Genomic DNA, 18,197 nt, shown 5'->3' on the forward strand with positions numbered 1-18,197 from the left:
AACTCATCTTGACTTTTTGTTTTCAACCGAAAAGTTATGCTTTTGTGCCCTAATAAAGGCTTTTTGGAGCAGCATAGCAGCACTAGGTTGAGAGAAAAAGACAAAATTAGGGTGCAAAATGATGGTTTTGCAGGTAATGGAAAAAGTCAAGATGAGTTCATTGTGTTGAAATTCTTGTACGGTACAAAATAAGCATATAGGGCCTGCAATACCCATCAAAATTAATCCTAGACTGCATAAATAATCCATTACCCCAAGGTAAAAGATGGGCATTCGTAAGTAACGGCTAACATCAAAGCTAGCTTAGTGGGTACAATGGACGCTAATGCTCCTTGTAATAATTCTTGATTACCTCCTGTGCCGGTTTATTTTGAGGAGTAAACCGATTGTCATTTATTCCCCCTGCCCTTTCATGGTCCATAAACCATTTCCAAACAAATCCGCCAGCAAACCAATCTTCTTTCCAAAATTCTTCAAAAATGGCCTTGGTAGCGTTGCTTTGGGCCTCAAGATTTACTTCGTCTTGGCTATTATGGTCTACCAACCAAGGTTTTTTGGCAGTATAATTGTTGCTCCTATATCCGTATTCAGTGAAGATAATGGGCCTGTTTATTTCCAAGGACAAGGATCTTATTTTCTCTTTATGCGGTTGCCACCCCTTTCTTAACTGTTCCACGCTGGGGGTTTTCTCATCGCTCAGCGGAAAGTAGGCATCTATCCCAATAAAATCCAAATCCTCCCAAAAAGGGACCCTTCCGTATTCGTCCCAATTGGCCGCATAGGTAAGTTTTCCTTTGTAAACACTCCTGATTTCCTTAATAAGTTCTGTCCAGTACTCCGGTCTGTGACCAACAAACTGCTCCAACTCGGTCCCGATACAAAATACATCGGCATTTGTTTCCTCGGCCAGCGAAACATATGCCATTATGAATTTCCAATAAGACTCCTCCAATGCCCGCCATTTTTCTTCGGAATCCATTTTTAAATTCCCCGTAAATGCCCCTCTGGAAATCCAAATCTGGGGTTTCAACATCACTTTTAAACCATTCCGGTGCAGGATGTCTATGTATTGCCTGGCCCCGGTCCTTGTTTCCCCGAACCATTGTCTTGAGGTATTAAAAATTATTTCCGGCGAGTATGCATCCCTAATAAATCCAAAGGGCATAACCGCGGCACATTTGGCATTTACATTCCTAACGGCATCCACATGCTCTTGGACCACCTTGTCCCTAGAGGCTACGAAACTAACGCCATTAAGTTTCTCCATTGCACGTCCACTGCAACCTAGCTGCAATAGCACTAAAAAAAGCAGTCCCCATTTTTGCATTTGCAGAAGATTATAGCTCTAATTTACTTCTTTTCCCGTTCATTCTAAAAATTAGCAGATCATCATGTGCTAAATATTGGGTGTCAACTTTAAAGTTTATGCTTGCATCCCAATTAATGAACAACGGACCCCACTTTCTAAGAAACAAAATTAGATTTCATTAGCTTTGCCAAAAATTAAATTTTAGATCTAAAGTGGGAAGTAAGAATAAGCTGAAACGGTTCAAGGAGAATGAAACCTTTAAGAATGTAATTCAACCCACTAGGGAAGAAATTACAAAAGGTTCGTTTTCCCTAAAAGGGAAGTGGAACGAATTTTTCGGTAACGACAACCCCTTGGTTTTGGAACTGGGCTGTGGCAAAGGAGAATATACCATTGGAATGGCCCGTCAAAATAAAAATAAAAACTTCATTGGAATAGATATCAAGGGAGCCCGCTTTTGGAGAGGTGCCAAGACGGCCACCGAAGAAAATGTAACCAATGCCGCCTTTTTAAGGACCCAGATAGAATTGATTGACGGACTATTTGCTCCCGATGAAGTTTCTGAAATCTGGATCACCTTTCCGGACCCCCAAATAAAATATAAACGTACCAAGCATAGACTTACCAACGAGGCTTTTTTGGATAAATATAAATTGATCCTAAAGGAAAATGGCATCATTAATCTAAAGACCGACAGCGAATTTATGCATGGCTATACCTTGGGCCTTTTACATGGCAAAGGCTATGAGGTACTCTATTCCAATCACGACATCTACAAAAACGAGGGTAGCCCCAAAGAAGTATTGGAGATACAAACTTTCTATGAAAATCAGTATCTTGAAAAAGGAAAACCGATCACCTATATCAAATTCAGAATAAGGTAACCCATGGAGCATTTACTTACCCTTTTCTTTGCAACCTTTTCAGCTGCCTTCATGGCCACCGTACCACCAGGCCTACTTAATATGAACGCCGCCAAGATCAGTGTGGAAAAGGGCAAGACCAACGGTATTATTTTTAGTCTGGGGGTATCTACCATGATCATTGTTCAGGCCTATATTTCTGTACTGATTTCCAAATTTCTATTCAAAAACCCGGAGATCATAGACCTGCTGTTAAAAATAGCCCTTATCGTCTTTGCTTTTTTTGCCGTCTACTTCTTTGTGAAGGCCAAGAAAAAAAAACTCAACAGACCCAAAATAGTCAAGGTAAGCAAGAAAAATAGTTTCTTTAAAGGCATATTGTTGGCGGCGGTAAATTTATTGACCATCCCATACTATAGTGGATTGAATGCCATGTGGAACGCCTCGGGATGGATACAATTCCAATTCCGCGATATAGCCACATTTATTCTTGCCGCCGGATGTGGTACTTTCACGGTACTCTATCTGTACACCGTCTATTTTACCAAATTGGAAACCAAGAACAATGGGTTTTCAAAAAATTCCAATTATATTCTAAGCGCCTTAATGTTGCTATTATTGGTAATTACCCTAATTCGTATTTTTTATACCTGATGAAGCCCGAAAACGAGAACTTCTTTGAAAAAGTATATGCAGTGGCCAGGCAAATACCATATGGGCGGGTTACCTCCTATGGTGCCATTGCCAAATATTTAGGCACTGCCAGAAGTGCCAGAATGGTAGGGTGGGCCATGAACGGCGCCCATAAAATGGGAGATATCCCCGCGCATAGGGTAGTTAACAGAAAAGGGCTATTAACGGGGAAACATCATTTTGAAGGCACTAATCTAATGCAGCAGTTATTGGAAAATGAAGGCATAAAAGTGGTCGATAACCAGATTGTGGATTTTGAAAATCTCTTTTGGGACCCTTGGCGGGAATTAGGGCAATCTTCCTAAGTACAAGTGCCGATAATTATGGATGAATCGCAACATATAGAGGAACCCTATTGCCTTATTTTACTTTTCAATTACCTTCCTTCCTAATCTCGCTCCTAAGCCGTATCTTTGTAATTTAGAATCAGTTTTAATAATGACTGAATAAGAATGGTTTAGGATGAAATTAGACAAGAAAGACATACTTAAGGCCCTTGAAAACATCACTGTTCCCGGCGAGGGACAAAATATGGTGGAGAGTGGCGCGGTTAAAAATATTATGGTTTTTGGGGACGAGGTAGTTGTTGATATTACCATTTCCAACCCAAGTTTACAGGCGCGGAAGAAAACGGAGGTCGAAATTTTGAAGATAATACACGACAAGGTGTACCACAAGGCCAAGATTACCGTCAATGTAAAAGTGAACGCCCCGGCAACCAAGCCCAAAGTGAACGAGATAAAGGGAAAACCCATTCCTGGAATTAAAAATATCATTGCGGTCGCTTCCGGAAAGGGCGGGGTAGGAAAATCTACGGTCACGGCAAATTTGGCCGTCACCTTGGCCAAAATGGGGTTTAAAGTTGGCCTATTGGACGCTGACATTTATGGTCCTTCCATGCCCATCATGTTCGATGTTGCCCAAGAAAAACCGTTGGCGACGAATGTTGAAGGGAAATCCAAAATGAAGCCCATAGAAAGTTATGGCGTAAAACTCCTTTCCATAGGCTTTTTCACCCAACCCAATCAGGCGGTAATTTGGAGAGGTCCCATGGCAGCCAAAGCACTTAATCAGATGATTTTTGATGCCCATTGGGGAGAGCTGGATTTTATGCTCCTGGATCTTCCTCCCGGCACCGGGGATATACATTTGAGCATTATGCAATCCTTACCAATAACAGGTGCAGTGGTAGTAAGTACCCCCCAGGAGGTGGCCTTGGCAGATGCCCGTAAAGGGGTGGCCATGTTCCAACAGGATTCTATAAATGTCCCCGTATTGGGAATAGTAGAAAATATGGCGTATTTTACACCAGAGGAACTTCCTAACAATAAATATTATATTTTTGGCAAGGAAGGTGCCAAACATCTGTCGGAAGATTTAAATGTTCCATTTCTGGGGGAGATTCCTTTGGTACAGAGTATTAGGGAAGCCGGTGATGCAGGAAGGCCGGCGGCACTTCAAACCGCAACGGCCATTGAAGCCGCTTTTGAGGAGATTACAAAAAATGTGGTTCGGGAAGTAGTGGATAGAAACAAAAGCTTACCTCCAACAGAGGCTATTAAAATAACTACAATGGCAGGTTGTTCGGCTGTTAAAAAGAAGTAATTATGACATCTATTGAACTTAAAAATAACGTTGAAAAGGCCTTGGAGGAAATCCGACCTTTTTTGCAAAGTGATGGAGGGGATATTTCCCTGATCTCCATAGACAATGATAATTCGGTCAAAGTGAAATTGGAAGGGGCCTGTATAGGTTGTTCAGTAAACCAGATGACCCTAAAGAGCGGTGTGGAAATGACCATAAAAAAATATGCCCCACAGATACAGGAGGTCATAAACGTGGTCCACTAAGCCGACTTTTATCATAAACAATACTCGATTCCCTTTTTAGCTTTGTAGCTATTTTAAGTTCATTTTTCCATGATTAAAACAGATATTCTGATTATAGGTGCAGGCCCAACCGGACTTTTTGCGGTTTTTGAAGCCGGCCTATTACAGCTTAAATGCCATTTAATAGACGCCTTGCCCCAAGCAGGCGGACAGTGTTCCGAAATTTACCCAAAAAAACCCATTTACGATATACCGGGATTCCCGGAAGTTTTGGCCGGTGACCTGGTCAACAACCTTATGGAACAGATAAAAGCGTTCCAACCGGGGTTTACTTTGGGCGAGCGGGCCAATACCATTGAAAAGTTGGAAGATGGTACCTTTTTGGTAACTACCAACAAGGGTACCAGGCATAATGCCCCGATCGTGGCCATTGCCGGCGGTCTTGGCAGTTTTGAACCCAGAAAACCACTGATCGATAGAATAAAGGATTATGAAGACAAGGGTGTTGCCTATTTTATAAAGGATCCGGAAGTATATCGCAATAAAAAGGTACTGATTGCCGGAGGGGGCGATTCTGCCCTGGACTGGAGTATCTTTTTGGCCGATGTTGCTTCGGAAGTAACTTTGGTTCATAGAAGAAATGAGTTTAGAGGTGCCTTGGATTCTGTAGAGAAGGTACAGTCCCTAAAAAACTTGGGAAAAATAAACCTTATTACCCCCGCAGAAGTCGTGGGTCTAAAAGGGTCCGGAAAATTGGAGGCCGTGGTCATCAACAAAACCGGGGATGAGGATGAAGAAATTACCAAGGAAATAGATTATTTTATCCCTTTGTTCGGGCTCTCGCCCAAATTGGGACCTATTGCGGATTGGGGACTGGAAATTGAAAAGAATGCCATAAAAGTGGACACCTTCGATTATCAGACCAATATTCCAGGTATTTATGCCATTGGGGACGTAAATACATATCCCGGAAAACTGAAATTGATCCTTTGCGGTTTCCATGAGGCAACCCTAATGTGCCAAAGCGCCTATCAGCGCATTTTCCCAGATAAAAAATATGTTATGAAGTACACCACCGTAGGTGGCGTATCCGGTTTTGATGGCAGCAAGAAAGAAGCCCCAAAGGCAGTAGTAAAGTCCATTGATTAAAAAAAACAGCCAAATCCTAAAGTAAATCCCTTAAATTTGCTGGCTATTGGCAAAAAAGAATATTTCTGGCATGAGCGATGTTAAAATAAAAATTAAGGACAGGGATGGGGTTGTTCACGAGGTAGACGCACCCACGGATATGAATATGAACCTCATGGAGATAGTTCGGTCCTACGAACTTGCCCCTGAAGGCACCATAGGGATATGTGGAGGCATGGCCATGTGCGCTTCCTGCCAGTGCTATATAGAATCTGACCATCAATTACCAGGGATGTCGGATGATGAGGACGCCATGCTGGCAGAAGCCTTCCATGTAAAGGACAACAGCCGCCTAGGCTGCCAAATCCATATCACAGAGGATTTGGAAGGCCTGGAAGTGGAGTTGGCCCCTGAGAGCTAGAGTGTAATCCTAAGTATTTTTATGGCCTATTTCCCTAAATCGGGGACTAATTTTTATTTTGGGCCGCCCAATGGGCCATCATAATTATGGATCCGGCAGTACCATCCATAGTAGGTTCATTGGTGGAATAGTCCCCTACATCATCATGGTACACCACAAATTTATTCTGAAAGGCTTCAAATTCGTCCGGGTCGTCCATGCGTAAGCCCTTTAAGGAATTAAAAATTGAGGCATAGACCGGTCCGTCTACCAGGCCGCCTGCAACTTCCTTTTTGGTCAGTGCCCAAGTACTGGTATGCACGTCCACAGGATACTCCCCATTTTCCGGTATTTTGGTAAACATGGAGGTTCCCCAAGGATTTCTACCAAAAAGCCAATCCCGTTGTTCCACCAGAAATGAACGGTAACTTTTATCGCCTGTCATTTTTTCATAAAGAATCCCCTGGGTAATTAGACTGCTGAGCAAATTATTGGAACACCATATAAAAGGGACACCAATATTATAGGCGTTTTTGGATGCCCTTTTCAAATTATCCTCCAAACCACTTTTGTAATATGCTGCCAAGGTATTTTTGAAATCATCATCTACCTCATCAAATAGGGCAAAATGGCCCAAATTGACAAAAGGGTAATATTCATAATGCCCAACAGAATCCATAGGCGTCCAAGATACCGTATTTGCCTTTAGGGCATACTCCTTGGCCTCTCTCAAATAGCTACTGTTCCCCGTACTTTTATAAAGTTCCGCAGCACCCCACTCCATATCGTCCGCCCAGGTTTTCTCCGAATATCGGTAGGGGGCACCATATGAATTTCCCTGCTGAAAACCTTCCTTCTCCTTTCCCAATTTATATAGGGATTTGGCCGCAGCCAAACAGTTTTGTGCAAAGACGGAATCCTTTACGTCCCGTAACCAAATTCTTGCCGCCAAGGCCAGTGCTGCGGCAGAGCGCCCTGCCAAATTAGAAACCCCGCTGGCCTCACTTTTGTATTTGTTAAGCCCTTGAGGTGTTCCGGTAGTAAAATAGGCCACCCTGTAACTATTCTGGCCCCACCCGTAGTCCGACTTGTCCTCATCCGGCATTTTCCAACCTATATGATCGCGATCGTCCGCAATTTGATGGATCAATTGATCGGATCCGGGGTGTAATTTTAGTATCCAGTCCAACCCCCATTTGGCCTCATCCAAAACATCCGCAATACCATTGGGCCCTGGTTGGCCCAAGGCGTTTACCCGGTCCTCAAAAGCAGTGGGGTAAAGTTCATAGGCCATTAACATATGGGCAGTGGCATAACTTCCAGTGATCAGGTATTTCAGCTGATCTCCCGCATCATGCCAACCTCCGGAGGCATTTACAAATGTTCCATCGGGCATAGGGCCATAAGCAGAACGCCCATCCCTTTGATGGCACACCATATCAAAATAAGGATTGTACCCGCAACGTTGCTGGCGCATAAATTCCAATAAAACCTCGGGCTTTTGCCCATAAACATCATTTCCTATCTTAAAAAGACCGGAGCGCGATCTGGTCTTTTTGCCCTGTATGAAGTAAGTGCCATTGATGGTAACGTGTGAAAAATTGAGCTCATAATAATTTTTGAACCTGCCCCACCCTTCCTGTTTGGATGGTTTTGGCCTTAAAGTGGCCACTACCTTGCCTTTATCATTAATCAACTGGAAGGCTTCACTTACCCTGTCATGAGAAAAAACAATGGCTTTTTTATGTTCCTCCGATAAATACCCCAACTGATTGATTCTAATAAAAGGGCCTTGGGGAGTTTCGCTGCCCATAAGGATTTGTCCCAATGACAAAAACAAAAAAAATAATCGTTTCATCTGCTCAAATTTATTGTTATTTAAAGGTCAGACCTGCCCGACTTCATCGTTCCCGTCCGTACCGGAAGGGGCGGACAGGCGTGTGGAATTTGCCATTGAACATATCTTCCCGATAATTATCGGGAGTATCAAGATTTGTTATGGCTCATTTCATAGAAAAGGGGATTATAAAACTTAAATATAACAATATTGTCCCTTAATTGCCCTCAACTAAGCTTTCAATATGCTGTAATTGATAGCCCTTTTTTTTCAAATGCTTAATTAAGGGTCCCAAGTAATGATATAGCTTGTCCGTACGGGAAGTATCCGTACCTATATGCATTAGAAGCAAAAACCCGTTTAAGCCCGTTTTATTTTGTTCTTCAAATTTTATGATACTTTGGAAAATTTCGTCGCTCGACTTATAATTTTTCATATCAGGGGTAGTATAATCCGCATGGGACAAGGTTCCATGGGTCATATTTACCAATTTCAACCCCATATCTCCCGTCCATTTGGCAATGCTATCGTTATACCATTCATAGGGAGGGAGAAAATACCGGGCGTCTTCCTTCCCAATGTTAAATTCTTTCATCTTCCCATAATTCTCCAAGAGATCTTGCGTAAATTCCTGTTTTGAAACCAAAAGGCTGTCCCTTTGCACCCAATCACAGTACAAAAGGTGTTTGTTGGAATGTGCTCCCAAATAATGGCCATCCCCATGTAGCTTTTTTATAATTCTGGTAAATTTTGGATTACTGTAAAAGTTTCCCGTAAAAAAAAAGGAGGCCAACACCTGTTCCCTTTTAAGGATCTTGCGTATGTAATTGGCGCCATCTCCAAATTGATCGCCCGTAAATATTAGGGATAAGGCCGCACGTGTACTGTCCCCTCTGACCAATGCCCCTTTTAAATAAGAAAAATTTTCCGATGGCAGCTCTTGACCCTTGCCGGCCAAAATGCTGCCGATAAAAATTACATAAAATAGACTTTTTCTCATTTCCTGGAATATGAAGTGCTAAATCCTGGCCTGATAGGTAAATAGGTTATAGTAGCGTCCTTCTTTTGCAATTAGTTCTTCATGCGTACCTTTTTCAGCGATGCGACCATTTTCAATTACAAGAATTTGATCGGCCTTCCTTATAGTGCTCAGTCTGTGGGCAATTACAAAAGTAGTCCTTCCTGCGGTCAAGGTGGCCAAACTTTTTTGAATCAGGGCTTCACTTTCAGTATCCAGATTGGAAGTGGCCTCATCCAAAATCAATATTTTTGGATTGGCCAAAACGGCCCTGGCAATGGCAATACGTTGCCGCTGTCCACCCGAAAGCTTCACTCCGCGTTCCCCGATCAGAGTGTCCAATCCGTTTTCAAACCTATTGGTAAACTCATCCACATAAGCGGCCTTGACTGCCTCTATTACTTCGTCCTCCGTGGCATTTGGTCTTGGGAACATTATGTTTTCCCTAATAGTCCCTTCAAACAAAAACTCATCCTGCAATACAACCCCAAGATATTGACGATAGCTACTGAGGTCTACCTTGGAAATATCCTGACCATCCAAGGTAATGGTTCCCGATAAGGGGTTAAGAAAAGTTGCCGCCAAACCGGCTATGGTAGATTTCCCTGACCCGGAGCTACCCACTAAGGCCACCACATTGCCCGACTTCACTTCAAAACTAACGTTGTGCAATACATCCTTATCCTCTTCGTAGGCAAAGGATACATCCTTAAAAGCAATATCCCCCTTTATTTTATCCAAAACTATGGTTCTTTCCTCTTCATTGGCTTCAGGTGTCATATTCATTAGTTCTTCCGTACGGTCCAGACCTGCAAGCGCCTCTGTAAGTTGGCTCCCTATATTGCTCATTTGCACAATGGGTGCGATCATGATGCCCAAAACAAAGGTAAAGGACAAAAAATCTCCCAAGCTCAAGTCTTCGTACATTATTTTATAGCCCCCTATTCCCATAATTCCGGTAGTGGCAATTCCGATCAAAAAAGTGGCAGAGCTGGTCATAAAAGCGGTTGCCGTAAGGCTCTTTTTTACGTTTTGAAACAACAGCTCCACCCCGTTTTCAAAAACCTTGGTTTCCTGTGCCTCGGCATTAAAGCCCTTAATTACCCTTATTCCACCCAATGTTTCGGTAAGCCTACCGGTAACCTCGGCATTTATTTTTCCCCGATTTCTAAAAATAGGCCTAATGACCTTAAAGGCCTTTAAAGCTATAAAGGCGAAAATGGCCAAGGGGATAAAGGTAAAGAGGGTCATTGACGGACTAATCCACAACATGTAAGCCAGGGCTCCTATTGCCGTAATACTTCCCCCTACCAATTGGACCAATCCAGTTCCGATAAGGTTGCGGACCCCTTCCACATCCGACATTATACGGGAGACCAAAGCCCCTGATTTTGCATTATCAAAAAAACGGATCGGGAGTGAAAGTACTTTTTTCTGCACCTGTGCCCTAAGCTCCGAGATTAGATATTGTGCCTGCACACTCAAAATTTTTGTCAATAAAAACGAGGTTACGGCACGCACCAAAATGGATAGTATTACCAGCCCGACCAAAATTTTGAGCATGTCCATATCCTTGTTGGGAATAACGTCGTCCATAAAATATTTTAGGGAGATGGGACCTACAAAATTGGCGGCATTACTGATGACGATCAGGAACAGACCCACAAAAACCAAATTTCGCCTTGGCCAAATTATGGTTTTAAAGGCGGTAAGAATACTAACTTTTTTATCGGACATTTATATTATATTTTGACCAAGGGGCCTTTTAAGGTATAAATGTAATTAAAGTTATTGGTAGAGGAACCATGAAACTTTCTGACTTACGACATAATTACGGCCTACAGCGAATATTAAAAAAATATCCCAAGACCCAGATATTATTTCTAAATGAACTTACCATTAATCAAAAATAGGAAGTACTACGGGATACAATTTATCCACAAATAGCTTATAGGCTTCAGCCGATGGATGCAGGCCATCGCCCGCTACCAGATCGGGGCTGGACAGGCCATTACGCGTTATATCCGTAATATTAACAAAAGGTACCCCTTTCTGAATGGCCGTAGCTGCCGCAAAGGCATTGTATTCATCAATTTCCTTGGAAATTATTTCCGAATTACTACCCTCTCCAAAAGGGGTATAGGCATAATCGGGTATGGAAACAACAACCACATTTTTGGGGTTTCCAAATGCCAAGGCCAATGCCCGTTCCAACAATAGTGGAAACTCTTGGGCATATACCTCAAATGGCTTGCCCTGATATTGATTGTTGACCCCTATTAAAAGAGTTACCAAATCATAGGAACTTAGCTGGGTTCCCCTGTTTACTGCATCCAATAAATTATCTGTTCTCCATCCCGTTACAGCGATAATTTCCGTATTGACCGTTACGTCCAAACCTTGCTCCAGCCTATTCTCCAATTGGATTGGAAAGCTTTCCGACCTTTTAACACTTGCACCAATGGTGTAGCTATCCCCCAAGGCCAAATAATTATAGGTTCCGGAATCGTTCAAATGTGGCCCCTTTGTTTCATTGGGGCTTCCCATTGTTGGCCCAGGATCCAAAATTTGATCTGTGGGCGATTCATTAACGATTATGTCACTTTCTTGGGAGCAACTGGAAAATATGGCCCCAAAGAGGAAAAGTAAGGTGAAGCGCATCATAAGTGTTTTATATTATTTACGTAAAATGATATAGGGAGGTTTTTCCTCCAATATAAAAATTTATGGAAACGTAGTATCCCTACCTAACTTGGGCCAGCGTCCGGTCAATTCTTATTGCTTCTAAAATTCCTAAGCAGTCTTAAGGAATATGGGATTAGGATGAGCAATATATTAATGATCAATAAATAGTAATATCCTTTCATTATTGCCGGTGTTGGTGTTACTAGGGACTAATTGATTTTTATTCCTTTATGATAATAATGGTGGCTTTGGACCCGGTAGATAGATTCCACATATTGGAATGTATCATTTTACCTTGGTCATCATATACATTCACCTGGGCCGTATTGGGACCTGAAGTACCCTGGTTCAGGGCCTCGAAATCTATTCTATTAAAACCCTTTTGTAAATCCAGGTTAATTCCTTTAAAGGACCCCGTTAAAAAAATATTGGGTTCCACTACCTTATCATTGAGCAGTATTCTTACCCGATCACCATCTACATATTCATGATCCCGACAAACAATACCAACAAACTTACCATTGCTTTTAATGTCTCCCAAGTACATATTCCCAAAAAAAGTGGAAGAGCCTTCCTTTTCCTTTTTTCCTACTTTGGGATCTATTTTTAAACCATGGCCCGCTTGGACCAATTCCCTGTCAGGAAGCATCTTAATATTTCTGGCGGTAAGGGAATCCTTGAGGTTAGTGGTAGGTTTTAGGGTGATAATGGACGGCATTTTCAAGGCAGTCCCCTGATTTGGATTATCCCTAGCATCCCTCTCCCCTTCTATTTTAAGGGGATTGGTAGTGGGGAGATCTGTTTGGGACATACCCAACTGCGAAATTAAAAATAGAAAGAAAAAAATAAAAACTATTCTCATATAGCTATTTAAGGCACCTGTCATTACAAAAATATCAAATACCCTGCCACATGGCATTAAAATGCTGTTAAATTCATTGGCAAATAGGAAAAAGAACATTGGCGTTCCTACCCCCACGCCTTTCTTAGGAACCGAATAAAATTTTTACTCATTATATTTTCAATATCCGTTTCCGAATAACCTTTCTCCAACAGTAGCCCAGGCACCTTCTGAAGGTCTGCTATCGTATTTATGTCTGCAGGACATTGTTCCCTTCCAAAGCCCCCATCCAGATCGGTGCCTATACCAACGTGCAGTGAATTTCCGGCCAACTGGCAAATATGGTCTATGTTGTCTATCATTTGGGCCAAGGTAAGCTCCATTCCTTTTGGGGTGGAAATGCCCCTAACCCAATTGGGAACCATCATCCAAGCGTCCAGGGCCATCCCTATTACGCCATTCCGTGCAATAAGTTCCACTATTTGTTCATCTCTGAACTGCCTGTTGTGGTCCACCAATTTTCGGCAATTGTTGTGGCTGGCCCAAACCGGACCATTATATAGCTTCATGGTTTCCCAAAAACTAACATCGCATAAATGGGTAGCATCCAGAATTAGGTTTAACCGCTCTATCTCTTTTAATAGTGTCCTGCCCTTATGGCCAATTCCCCCTACCGAATCCGTACCATAGGCATAGGTGCCAGGCCCATAATGTGCTGGTCCAATGGCCCTTAGGCCTTGCTCATAGGAGCGTTCCAAATGCTCTGGAGTAATTATGGAATCTGCCCCTTCCAAACTAAGGATATATCCGATCGGCAATTTGGACCTGTCCTTTTCCCAAAGTTCCAAATGCGCATTCAATTGTTCCGTATTCCTAATTTGGACCATTTCCCCAATTTCTTCCATGGCCCTGTACCAGGCCAATTGCCCTTGGGTCTGGGCCCAGGCCTGGTAGGGGGAGTTCCATCCGGGCAATGGGTTTTCTTTTTTAACATATCTTGCTATTTGGGTGGCTACGCACAATCCTATATTCCCATGGCGCATGGCCTCCAAAGACACTGTATTATTGGCTCTATCAGGTTTGTCCGACATGCCTTTTTCACTTTCCCTAATATCGGCTACGCTTCTTGTTAAATCCCTGTTCCATTCCAAGGCGTTCATCGCCAAATCCAAATGGGCATCAAATACGAACATACATTTAATTTTATCCCATCACCGGTCCCAACCCTTACTTATTGGTCCTTTTACAGGGAGGTTTATATACTTATTTTAAGATTTCTTGCCGCTATCTGCCAGGCAGCTGTTACTTTCCCATCAACTACCGTTAGGACTTCCTTATATTTGGCAACTGTTGGGCAAATATGTATAGGAATGGCATAAGCAACATCACCTACTTTAAACATTTCATCATTGGGGCATTGTAAGATCAAATGTTCCTCACTCTGCCCAATTTGGGTACAACCTTCCCCTTCCAAGAACACGGCCCTAGGAAAATTCATCTCCGAGGCCAGATGTTTATGCCCCAAATCGAAACACACTAAATTGGCGTTTGGCTTGCTGATCACCCTGGTCAATAGTACGGCAGCTGGCATAAAATTCATGTCCTTATAGGAGGCAGCATACCCTGCATCCCATAAAAGCGTTGTTCCTGGACTTGTTTGTACCCCTTCGCGCTTTAAATGAATGGGGAAGGTTGGGGAACCACCGGCTACAATGGTGGCAATAGGAAAGCCCTGCTCCTCCAAAGATTTTTTCAAATCCAATACTGATTCAAAATCCCCATTGCATTTCTTCTCCCTTTCAAGTAGGTCCTTGTTGTGGATATGCCCATCGTACACATGTAATCCTGCGGCATGCAAATTGGGTTCATCATATATTTTTTTATACAGTTCCACGGCATCGACATTGGGCAGAATACCGGACCTATTCATCCCATTGTTAATATCCAACCAAAGTGGGACACGGATATCTTTCCCCTTGGCTATTTTGGCAATTTTATCAACAATCTTGGCGTTATCCACAATTGTAGAAAAGGTACTGTTGGGAAATTCCGAAATCAGGCTAAAAAATCGATCTATATTGGGCCCTACCGGCTGCAAGGCAAGTAAGATATCGGTTGCACCGCATAATCCCAAAAGTTCGGCTTCGGCAATGGTGGCACACTTAAATTTTTGAATCCCCTGTCTTAACTGTAGCTCTATGATCTCTGCCGTTTTATGTGTTTTTATATGCGGCCTAAGGTGGTGGGTACCCCCGGCCATGGCTATCATTGTCCTTATGTTTTTTTCAATCAGGTCCGGATAGACCAAAAGGGCAGGGGTATTAATATCCTTAGGGTCATTAATTTTATACCATTCCTTGTTCATTATTGCATTGGGTTTGGCATTAATGAAGCTCGAACATCGCCTCTACCTCTACGGGAATATTATCCGGTAGCATCATCCCAACGGCGCTGCGTACCCCAATACCATTTTCTTCACCAAAAACTTCTGCCATCAATTCACTAAAGCCATTTATTACAAAGGGTTGCTTTCCAAAGTTAGGGGTAGAATTTACCATCCCCAAGACCTTTACCACCCGTTTTATTTTATCCAAGCTTCCAAAATGTGTTATTATCGTGGAGAGCATAGTAAGGCCTACCTGTCTTGCGGCATTCTTGGCCTCATCGGCATCCATATCAAATCCGGCTATCCCTATCATTAAAGATCCGTCGTTTTGAATGGGCCCTTGGCCCGAAACATATAAAAATTTATTTACTACCAAAATAGGCCTATAGACTCCGGCCGGTTTTGGGGCAGGAGGAAAGACCAATCCCAATTCCTTAATTCTTTCTGTGGGCGTACAACTCATATCCAAGTATTTCTCTTATTATTTTAAACAAATATACTCAATATCAAGACGCCTATTAATCCTACGACCCCCACAGTGGTTTCCATAACGGTCCAGGTTCTGAGGGTATCCTTGATGGAAAGATTAAAATATTCCTTGAACAGCCAGAACCCCCCATCGTTAACATGGGATAGCATTAAACTCCCGGACCCTATGGCGAGAACCATTAATTCCGCACTCACCCCTGTGGCACTCACCAACGGCAGTACAATTCCGGCGGTAGTGAGTCCGGCAACGGTTGCCGACCCCACACATACCCTAATAACGGTAGCTACCAGCCATGCCAAGAGCAGGGGTGAGAAGCTGGAGTCCTTCAACATATTGGCAATATAATCACTTACCCCACTATCTACCAATACCTCTTTAAGGGCACCTGCACCTGCAATAATAAGGAGTACCATGGTTATTCCTGAAATGGAACTTGCAACGGATCCCATTATTTGGGTCATATCCTTCCCTCTGGCGAGACCCAAGGTGTATATGGCCACCAATACAGCGATCAACATGGCAATTACCGGATTACCTATGAATTTTACAAGGGGCAGAATAGCTGCATCCTTGGGCAACAAAAGATCGGCGGCCGTTGCCAACATGATCAGTATTACGGGTAAAAGCGCTGTTAAAATACTGATGTTTATATTGGGCATTTCCTCCTCCCTTAAAATGGTAGGATTAACAAATTCCTTAAGCGGGGTAGCGGTTATATTCTTAATGGTCCTTGAAAATAGGGGTCCTGCCAGAATAATCGCCGGTATTGCAATGATGGTGCCATAGAGAAGGGTTTTCCCTACATCTGCATTGAACATTGAAGCTATCGCCGTAGGGGCAGGGTGCGGAGGAAGAAAACCATGGGTCACGGAAAGAGACGCTATCATGGGCAGTCCCACGTATAACAATGGCAGCCCTGTTGAGGCCGCAATGGTAAAGATCAATGGGATCAGTATTACAAAACCTACAGAATAGAACATGGGGATCCCCACAATAAAGCCGGTCAGGACCAGGGCCCATTGAATGTTCCCAATTCCAAATTTGGATACCAGTTTGGTCGTTATCTGTTGTGCGGCCCCACTATCTGCTACCAGTTTGCCCAACATGGCCCCCAATCCCAAAATAATGACCAAAAAGCCCAAGGTATCGCCAATCCCGTTTTGAATGGACTGTATTACCCCCTGTAATTCCATTCCCTCTGCAATTCCAACGGCAAGGGATACTATTATAAAGGCTATAAAAGCGTTAAGTTTAAATTTTGCAATGAGTAAAAATAAGAGGAACAACCCAAGAACAACAATAAGTAATGGCATAGTATAGGTTTGGTTTTTAATTCTTAAATATACTATATCGGTTAAAAAATCAGTATCCTTTTTAAAATTAAATTGGAATTAAGATAAAAAACTTAAAGAATAAGGGGCCAGATAATTGGGGAAACCCTATTCAAAATAGCAATAGAAAAAATGTTACCAACCTCCAGGATTAAATATTGCCCAGAAACCTATAGGGGCGCAATTCAAAAACAAAAAACAGATAAATCCCCTTGTTAAAATCAAGGTTTCTTTATCTTTAATGAAAGTTTGATTTTAAAATATGGAAAAACACAGATGTGGCTGGTGCAAGGGCGATGCATTATACCAGAAGTACCACGACGAGGAATGGGGAGTCCCTGTGAAGGATGATGAACTGTTATTTGAATTTTTGATTCTGGAAACCTTCCAGGCCGGATTAAGTTGGATTACCATCTTGAGAAAAAGGGAAAATTTTAGACAGGCCTTTGATCATTTTGATTACAAAAAAATAGCGAATTATGGGGATCAGAAAATAGAATCCTTGTTAGGGGATGCGGGAATTATTAGGAACAAGCTTAAGATAAAGGCCACTGTTACCAATGCCCAAGCCTTTATAGCCGTCCAAAAGGAATTTGGCAGTTTCAGTAATTATATTTGGGGGTTTGTCAACGGCCAACCCGTAAAGAACAATCACATAAACTATAAGAATGCCCCAGCACATACCCCAATATCGGACGCTATCAGCAAAGATTTAAAAAAACGCGGTTTCAAGTTTGTGGGAAGCACCGTTATTTATGCCCACATGCAGGCAACGGGTATGGTCAACGACCACGAAGTAAATTGTTTTAGATATAATGAAGTATAGCTTTATAACCCTGATGCTATTATTGATGCTGGGCCTAAAATGTTTTTCCCAAACAAAATTGGAAAGGGAGCATCGTATTAAAAAATCGCAATTCCCTACTATCAACCTGGATGACCTACCCTTGGAGGAGAACAAAAAAATTAGGTACTACCGGGAAATTGACACCTCCAAAATTACCTATACCCTAAAATTTAGGGAAGGGAGAATGCACTACCACCTAGACTTCAACGAAAAGGGAACACTACAAAATACGGGATTCACAGTAAAGGAAGTTGACATCCCAATGGAAACCTATGCCAGGATTGGCGCGGTATTGAATGCGAATTTTGACAAAATAAAAATTAAATATATCCAACAACGCTATAATGGTTCCTCGGAGAATGTTTTAAAAAATACCTTTCAAAATCTGATATTGCCCGGTAATACCTACAAAATAATGCTACGAGGCAAAAAAACGGATAAACGGGAAGACTTTATAGCCATATTCGATGCCGAGGGAAATTTGATAAAAACTACAAGGGCCTTACCTGCGAACTATGACCGAGTACTATATTGAAAACG

General features: G+C 42.4%; 19 protein-coding genes. 9 read left to right on the plus strand and 10 right to left on the minus strand.

Going from position 1 to position 18,197, the window contains the following annotated elements:
- Positions 1 to 322: 322 nt before the first annotated feature.
- Positions 323 to 1,327 (minus strand): glycoside hydrolase family 113, encoded by a 1,005-nt coding sequence (locus tag D0S24_RS09555; protein ID WP_117019648.1) that lies wholly within the window; start codon positions 1,325 to 1,327, stop codon positions 323 to 325.
- 194 nt (positions 1,328 to 1,521) lie between these two features.
- On the opposite strand from D0S24_RS09555, the gene trmB reads away from it, so the two are divergent.
- The 7 genes from trmB (at position 1,522) to D0S24_RS09590 (ending at position 6,243) form a co-directional block, all read left to right on the plus strand.
- The gene (trmB, locus tag D0S24_RS09560; protein WP_117019649.1) at positions 1,522 to 2,193 is read left to right on the plus strand and encodes a tRNA (guanosine(46)-N7)-methyltransferase TrmB; all 672 of its coding nucleotides are present in this window, start codon (positions 1,522 to 1,524) and stop codon (positions 2,191 to 2,193) included.
- A 3-nt stretch (positions 2,194 to 2,196) separates the two neighbouring features.
- On the plus strand, positions 2,197 to 2,826 hold the full coding sequence (locus D0S24_RS09565; RefSeq protein ID WP_117019650.1) for a LysE family transporter: 630 nt from the start codon (positions 2,197 to 2,199) through the stop codon (positions 2,824 to 2,826).
- On the plus strand, positions 2,826 to 3,170 hold the full coding sequence (locus D0S24_RS09570) for an MGMT family protein (RefSeq protein ID WP_117019651.1): 345 nt from the start codon (positions 2,826 to 2,828) through the stop codon (positions 3,168 to 3,170). Before D0S24_RS09565 ends, D0S24_RS09570 begins: the two co-directional genes overlap by 1 nt.
- Before the next feature lie 157 nt (positions 3,171 to 3,327).
- Complete coding sequence (locus D0S24_RS09575; RefSeq protein WP_117019652.1) at positions 3,328 to 4,470, plus strand: Mrp/NBP35 family ATP-binding protein; 1,143 nt, start codon at positions 3,328 to 3,330, stop codon at positions 4,468 to 4,470.
- Positions 4,471 to 4,472: 2 nt separating this feature from the next.
- Positions 4,473 to 4,715, plus strand: a complete 243-nt coding sequence (locus tag D0S24_RS09580; protein WP_117019653.1) for a NifU family protein — start codon at positions 4,473 to 4,475, stop codon at positions 4,713 to 4,715.
- A 69-nt stretch (positions 4,716 to 4,784) separates the two neighbouring features.
- Positions 4,785 to 5,843 carry an NAD(P)/FAD-dependent oxidoreductase gene (locus D0S24_RS09585; protein ID WP_117019654.1) on the plus strand — a complete coding sequence of 353 codons (1,059 nt, stop codon included), beginning with the start codon at positions 4,785 to 4,787 and terminating at the stop codon, positions 5,841 to 5,843.
- A gap of 70 nt (positions 5,844 to 5,913) precedes the next feature.
- On the plus strand, positions 5,914 to 6,243 hold the full coding sequence (locus tag D0S24_RS09590; protein WP_117019655.1) for a 2Fe-2S iron-sulfur cluster-binding protein: 330 nt from the start codon (positions 5,914 to 5,916) through the stop codon (positions 6,241 to 6,243).
- 46 nt (positions 6,244 to 6,289) lie between these two features.
- Here the strand turns inward: D0S24_RS09590 and D0S24_RS09595 are convergent, their stop codons facing one another.
- The 9 genes from D0S24_RS09595 to D0S24_RS09635 all read right to left on the minus strand — a co-directional run bounded on the left by D0S24_RS09595 (position 6,290) and on the right by D0S24_RS09635 (position 16,792).
- Entirely contained in the window at positions 6,290 to 8,080 is a 1,791-nt protein-coding gene (locus D0S24_RS09595; RefSeq protein ID WP_117019656.1) for a glycoside hydrolase family 9 protein, read from the minus strand.
- 196 nt (positions 8,081 to 8,276) lie between these two features.
- Positions 8,277 to 9,059, minus strand: coding sequence for a polysaccharide deacetylase family protein (locus tag D0S24_RS09600; protein WP_117019657.1), 783 nt, complete (start codon positions 9,057 to 9,059; stop codon positions 8,277 to 8,279).
- An 18-nt stretch (positions 9,060 to 9,077) separates the two neighbouring features.
- A complete protein-coding gene (locus D0S24_RS09605) occupies positions 9,078 to 10,814 on the minus strand; it encodes an ABC transporter ATP-binding protein (RefSeq protein WP_117019658.1) in 1,737 nt (578 codons plus the stop codon).
- 162 nt (positions 10,815 to 10,976) lie between these two features.
- Positions 10,977 to 11,741, minus strand: coding sequence for an SGNH/GDSL hydrolase family protein (locus D0S24_RS09610; RefSeq protein ID WP_117019659.1), 765 nt, complete (start codon positions 11,739 to 11,741; stop codon positions 10,977 to 10,979).
- Positions 11,742 to 11,982: 241 nt separating this feature from the next.
- On the minus strand, positions 11,983 to 12,624 hold the full coding sequence (locus D0S24_RS09615) for a hypothetical protein (RefSeq protein ID WP_117019877.1): 642 nt from the start codon (positions 12,622 to 12,624) through the stop codon (positions 11,983 to 11,985).
- Positions 12,625 to 12,731: 107 nt separating this feature from the next.
- Positions 12,732 to 13,796, minus strand: a complete 1,065-nt coding sequence (locus tag D0S24_RS09620; RefSeq protein WP_117019660.1) for a dipeptidase — start codon at positions 13,794 to 13,796, stop codon at positions 12,732 to 12,734.
- A 62-nt stretch (positions 13,797 to 13,858) separates the two neighbouring features.
- A complete protein-coding gene (locus tag D0S24_RS09625) occupies positions 13,859 to 14,968 on the minus strand; it encodes a D-TA family PLP-dependent enzyme (protein WP_251795759.1) in 1,110 nt (369 codons plus the stop codon).
- A 19-nt stretch (positions 14,969 to 14,987) separates the two neighbouring features.
- Complete coding sequence (locus D0S24_RS09630; protein WP_117019662.1) at positions 14,988 to 15,452, minus strand: RidA family protein; 465 nt, start codon at positions 15,450 to 15,452, stop codon at positions 14,988 to 14,990.
- Positions 15,453 to 15,475: 23 nt separating this feature from the next.
- Positions 15,476 to 16,792, minus strand: coding sequence for a gluconate:H+ symporter (locus D0S24_RS09635; RefSeq protein ID WP_117019663.1), 1,317 nt, complete (start codon positions 16,790 to 16,792; stop codon positions 15,476 to 15,478).
- Between the two features lie 280 nt (positions 16,793 to 17,072).
- On the opposite strand from D0S24_RS09635, the gene D0S24_RS09640 reads away from it, so the two are divergent.
- Positions 17,073 to 17,636, plus strand: coding sequence for a DNA-3-methyladenine glycosylase I (locus tag D0S24_RS09640; RefSeq protein WP_117019664.1), 564 nt, complete (start codon positions 17,073 to 17,075; stop codon positions 17,634 to 17,636).
- Entirely contained in the window at positions 17,626 to 18,192 is a 567-nt protein-coding gene (locus D0S24_RS09645; RefSeq protein WP_117019665.1) for a hypothetical protein, read from the plus strand. The genes D0S24_RS09640 and D0S24_RS09645 overlap by 11 nt, the downstream gene beginning before the upstream one ends.
- Positions 18,193 to 18,197 lie beyond the last annotated feature (5 nt).

This window comes from Arenibacter sp. P308M17 (assembly GCF_003426735.1).
Lineage (GTDB): Bacteria > Bacteroidota > Bacteroidia > Flavobacteriales > Flavobacteriaceae > Arenibacter.

Bases quoted from the DNA above. Each gene is read 5' to 3' on its own strand.
- D0S24_RS09555 (WP_117019648.1), bottom strand. From the start codon at position 1,327: ATGCAAAAATGGGGACTGCTTTTTTTAGTGCTATTGCAGCTAGGTTGC.
- D0S24_RS09565 (WP_117019650.1), top strand. From the start codon at position 2,197: ATGGAGCATTTACTTACCCTTTTCTTTGCAACCTTTTCAGCTGCCTTC.
- D0S24_RS09570 (WP_117019651.1), top strand. From the start codon at position 2,826: ATGAAGCCCGAAAACGAGAACTTCTTTGAAAAAGTATATGCAGTGGCC.
- D0S24_RS09575 (WP_117019652.1), top strand. From the start codon at position 3,328: ATGAAATTAGACAAGAAAGACATACTTAAGGCCCTTGAAAACATCACT.
- D0S24_RS09580 (WP_117019653.1), top strand. From the start codon at position 4,473: ATGACATCTATTGAACTTAAAAATAACGTTGAAAAGGCCTTGGAGGAA.
- D0S24_RS09585 (WP_117019654.1), top strand. From the start codon at position 4,785: ATGATTAAAACAGATATTCTGATTATAGGTGCAGGCCCAACCGGACTT.
- D0S24_RS09590 (WP_117019655.1), top strand. From the start codon at position 5,914: ATGAGCGATGTTAAAATAAAAATTAAGGACAGGGATGGGGTTGTTCAC.
- D0S24_RS09595 (WP_117019656.1), bottom strand. From the start codon at position 8,080: ATGAAACGATTATTTTTTTTGTTTTTGTCATTGGGACAAATCCTTATG.
- D0S24_RS09600 (WP_117019657.1), bottom strand. From the start codon at position 9,059: ATGAGAAAAAGTCTATTTTATGTAATTTTTATCGGCAGCATTTTGGCC.
- D0S24_RS09605 (WP_117019658.1), bottom strand. From the start codon at position 10,814: ATGTCCGATAAAAAAGTTAGTATTCTTACCGCCTTTAAAACCATAATT.
- D0S24_RS09610 (WP_117019659.1), bottom strand. From the start codon at position 11,741: ATGATGCGCTTCACCTTACTTTTCCTCTTTGGGGCCATATTTTCCAGT.
- D0S24_RS09615 (WP_117019877.1), bottom strand. From the start codon at position 12,624: ATGAGAATAGTTTTTATTTTTTTCTTTCTATTTTTAATTTCGCAGTTG.
- D0S24_RS09620 (WP_117019660.1), bottom strand. From the start codon at position 13,796: ATGTTCGTATTTGATGCCCATTTGGATTTGGCGATGAACGCCTTGGAA.
- D0S24_RS09625 (WP_251795759.1), bottom strand. From the start codon at position 14,968: ATGAACAAGGAATGGTATAAAATTAATGACCCTAAGGATATTAATACC.
- D0S24_RS09630 (WP_117019662.1), bottom strand. From the start codon at position 15,452: ATGAGTTGTACGCCCACAGAAAGAATTAAGGAATTGGGATTGGTCTTT.
- D0S24_RS09635 (WP_117019663.1), bottom strand. From the start codon at position 16,792: ATGCCATTACTTATTGTTGTTCTTGGGTTGTTCCTCTTATTTTTACTC.
- D0S24_RS09640 (WP_117019664.1), top strand. From the start codon at position 17,073: ATGGAAAAACACAGATGTGGCTGGTGCAAGGGCGATGCATTATACCAG.
- D0S24_RS09645 (WP_117019665.1), top strand. From the start codon at position 17,626: ATGAAGTATAGCTTTATAACCCTGATGCTATTATTGATGCTGGGCCTA.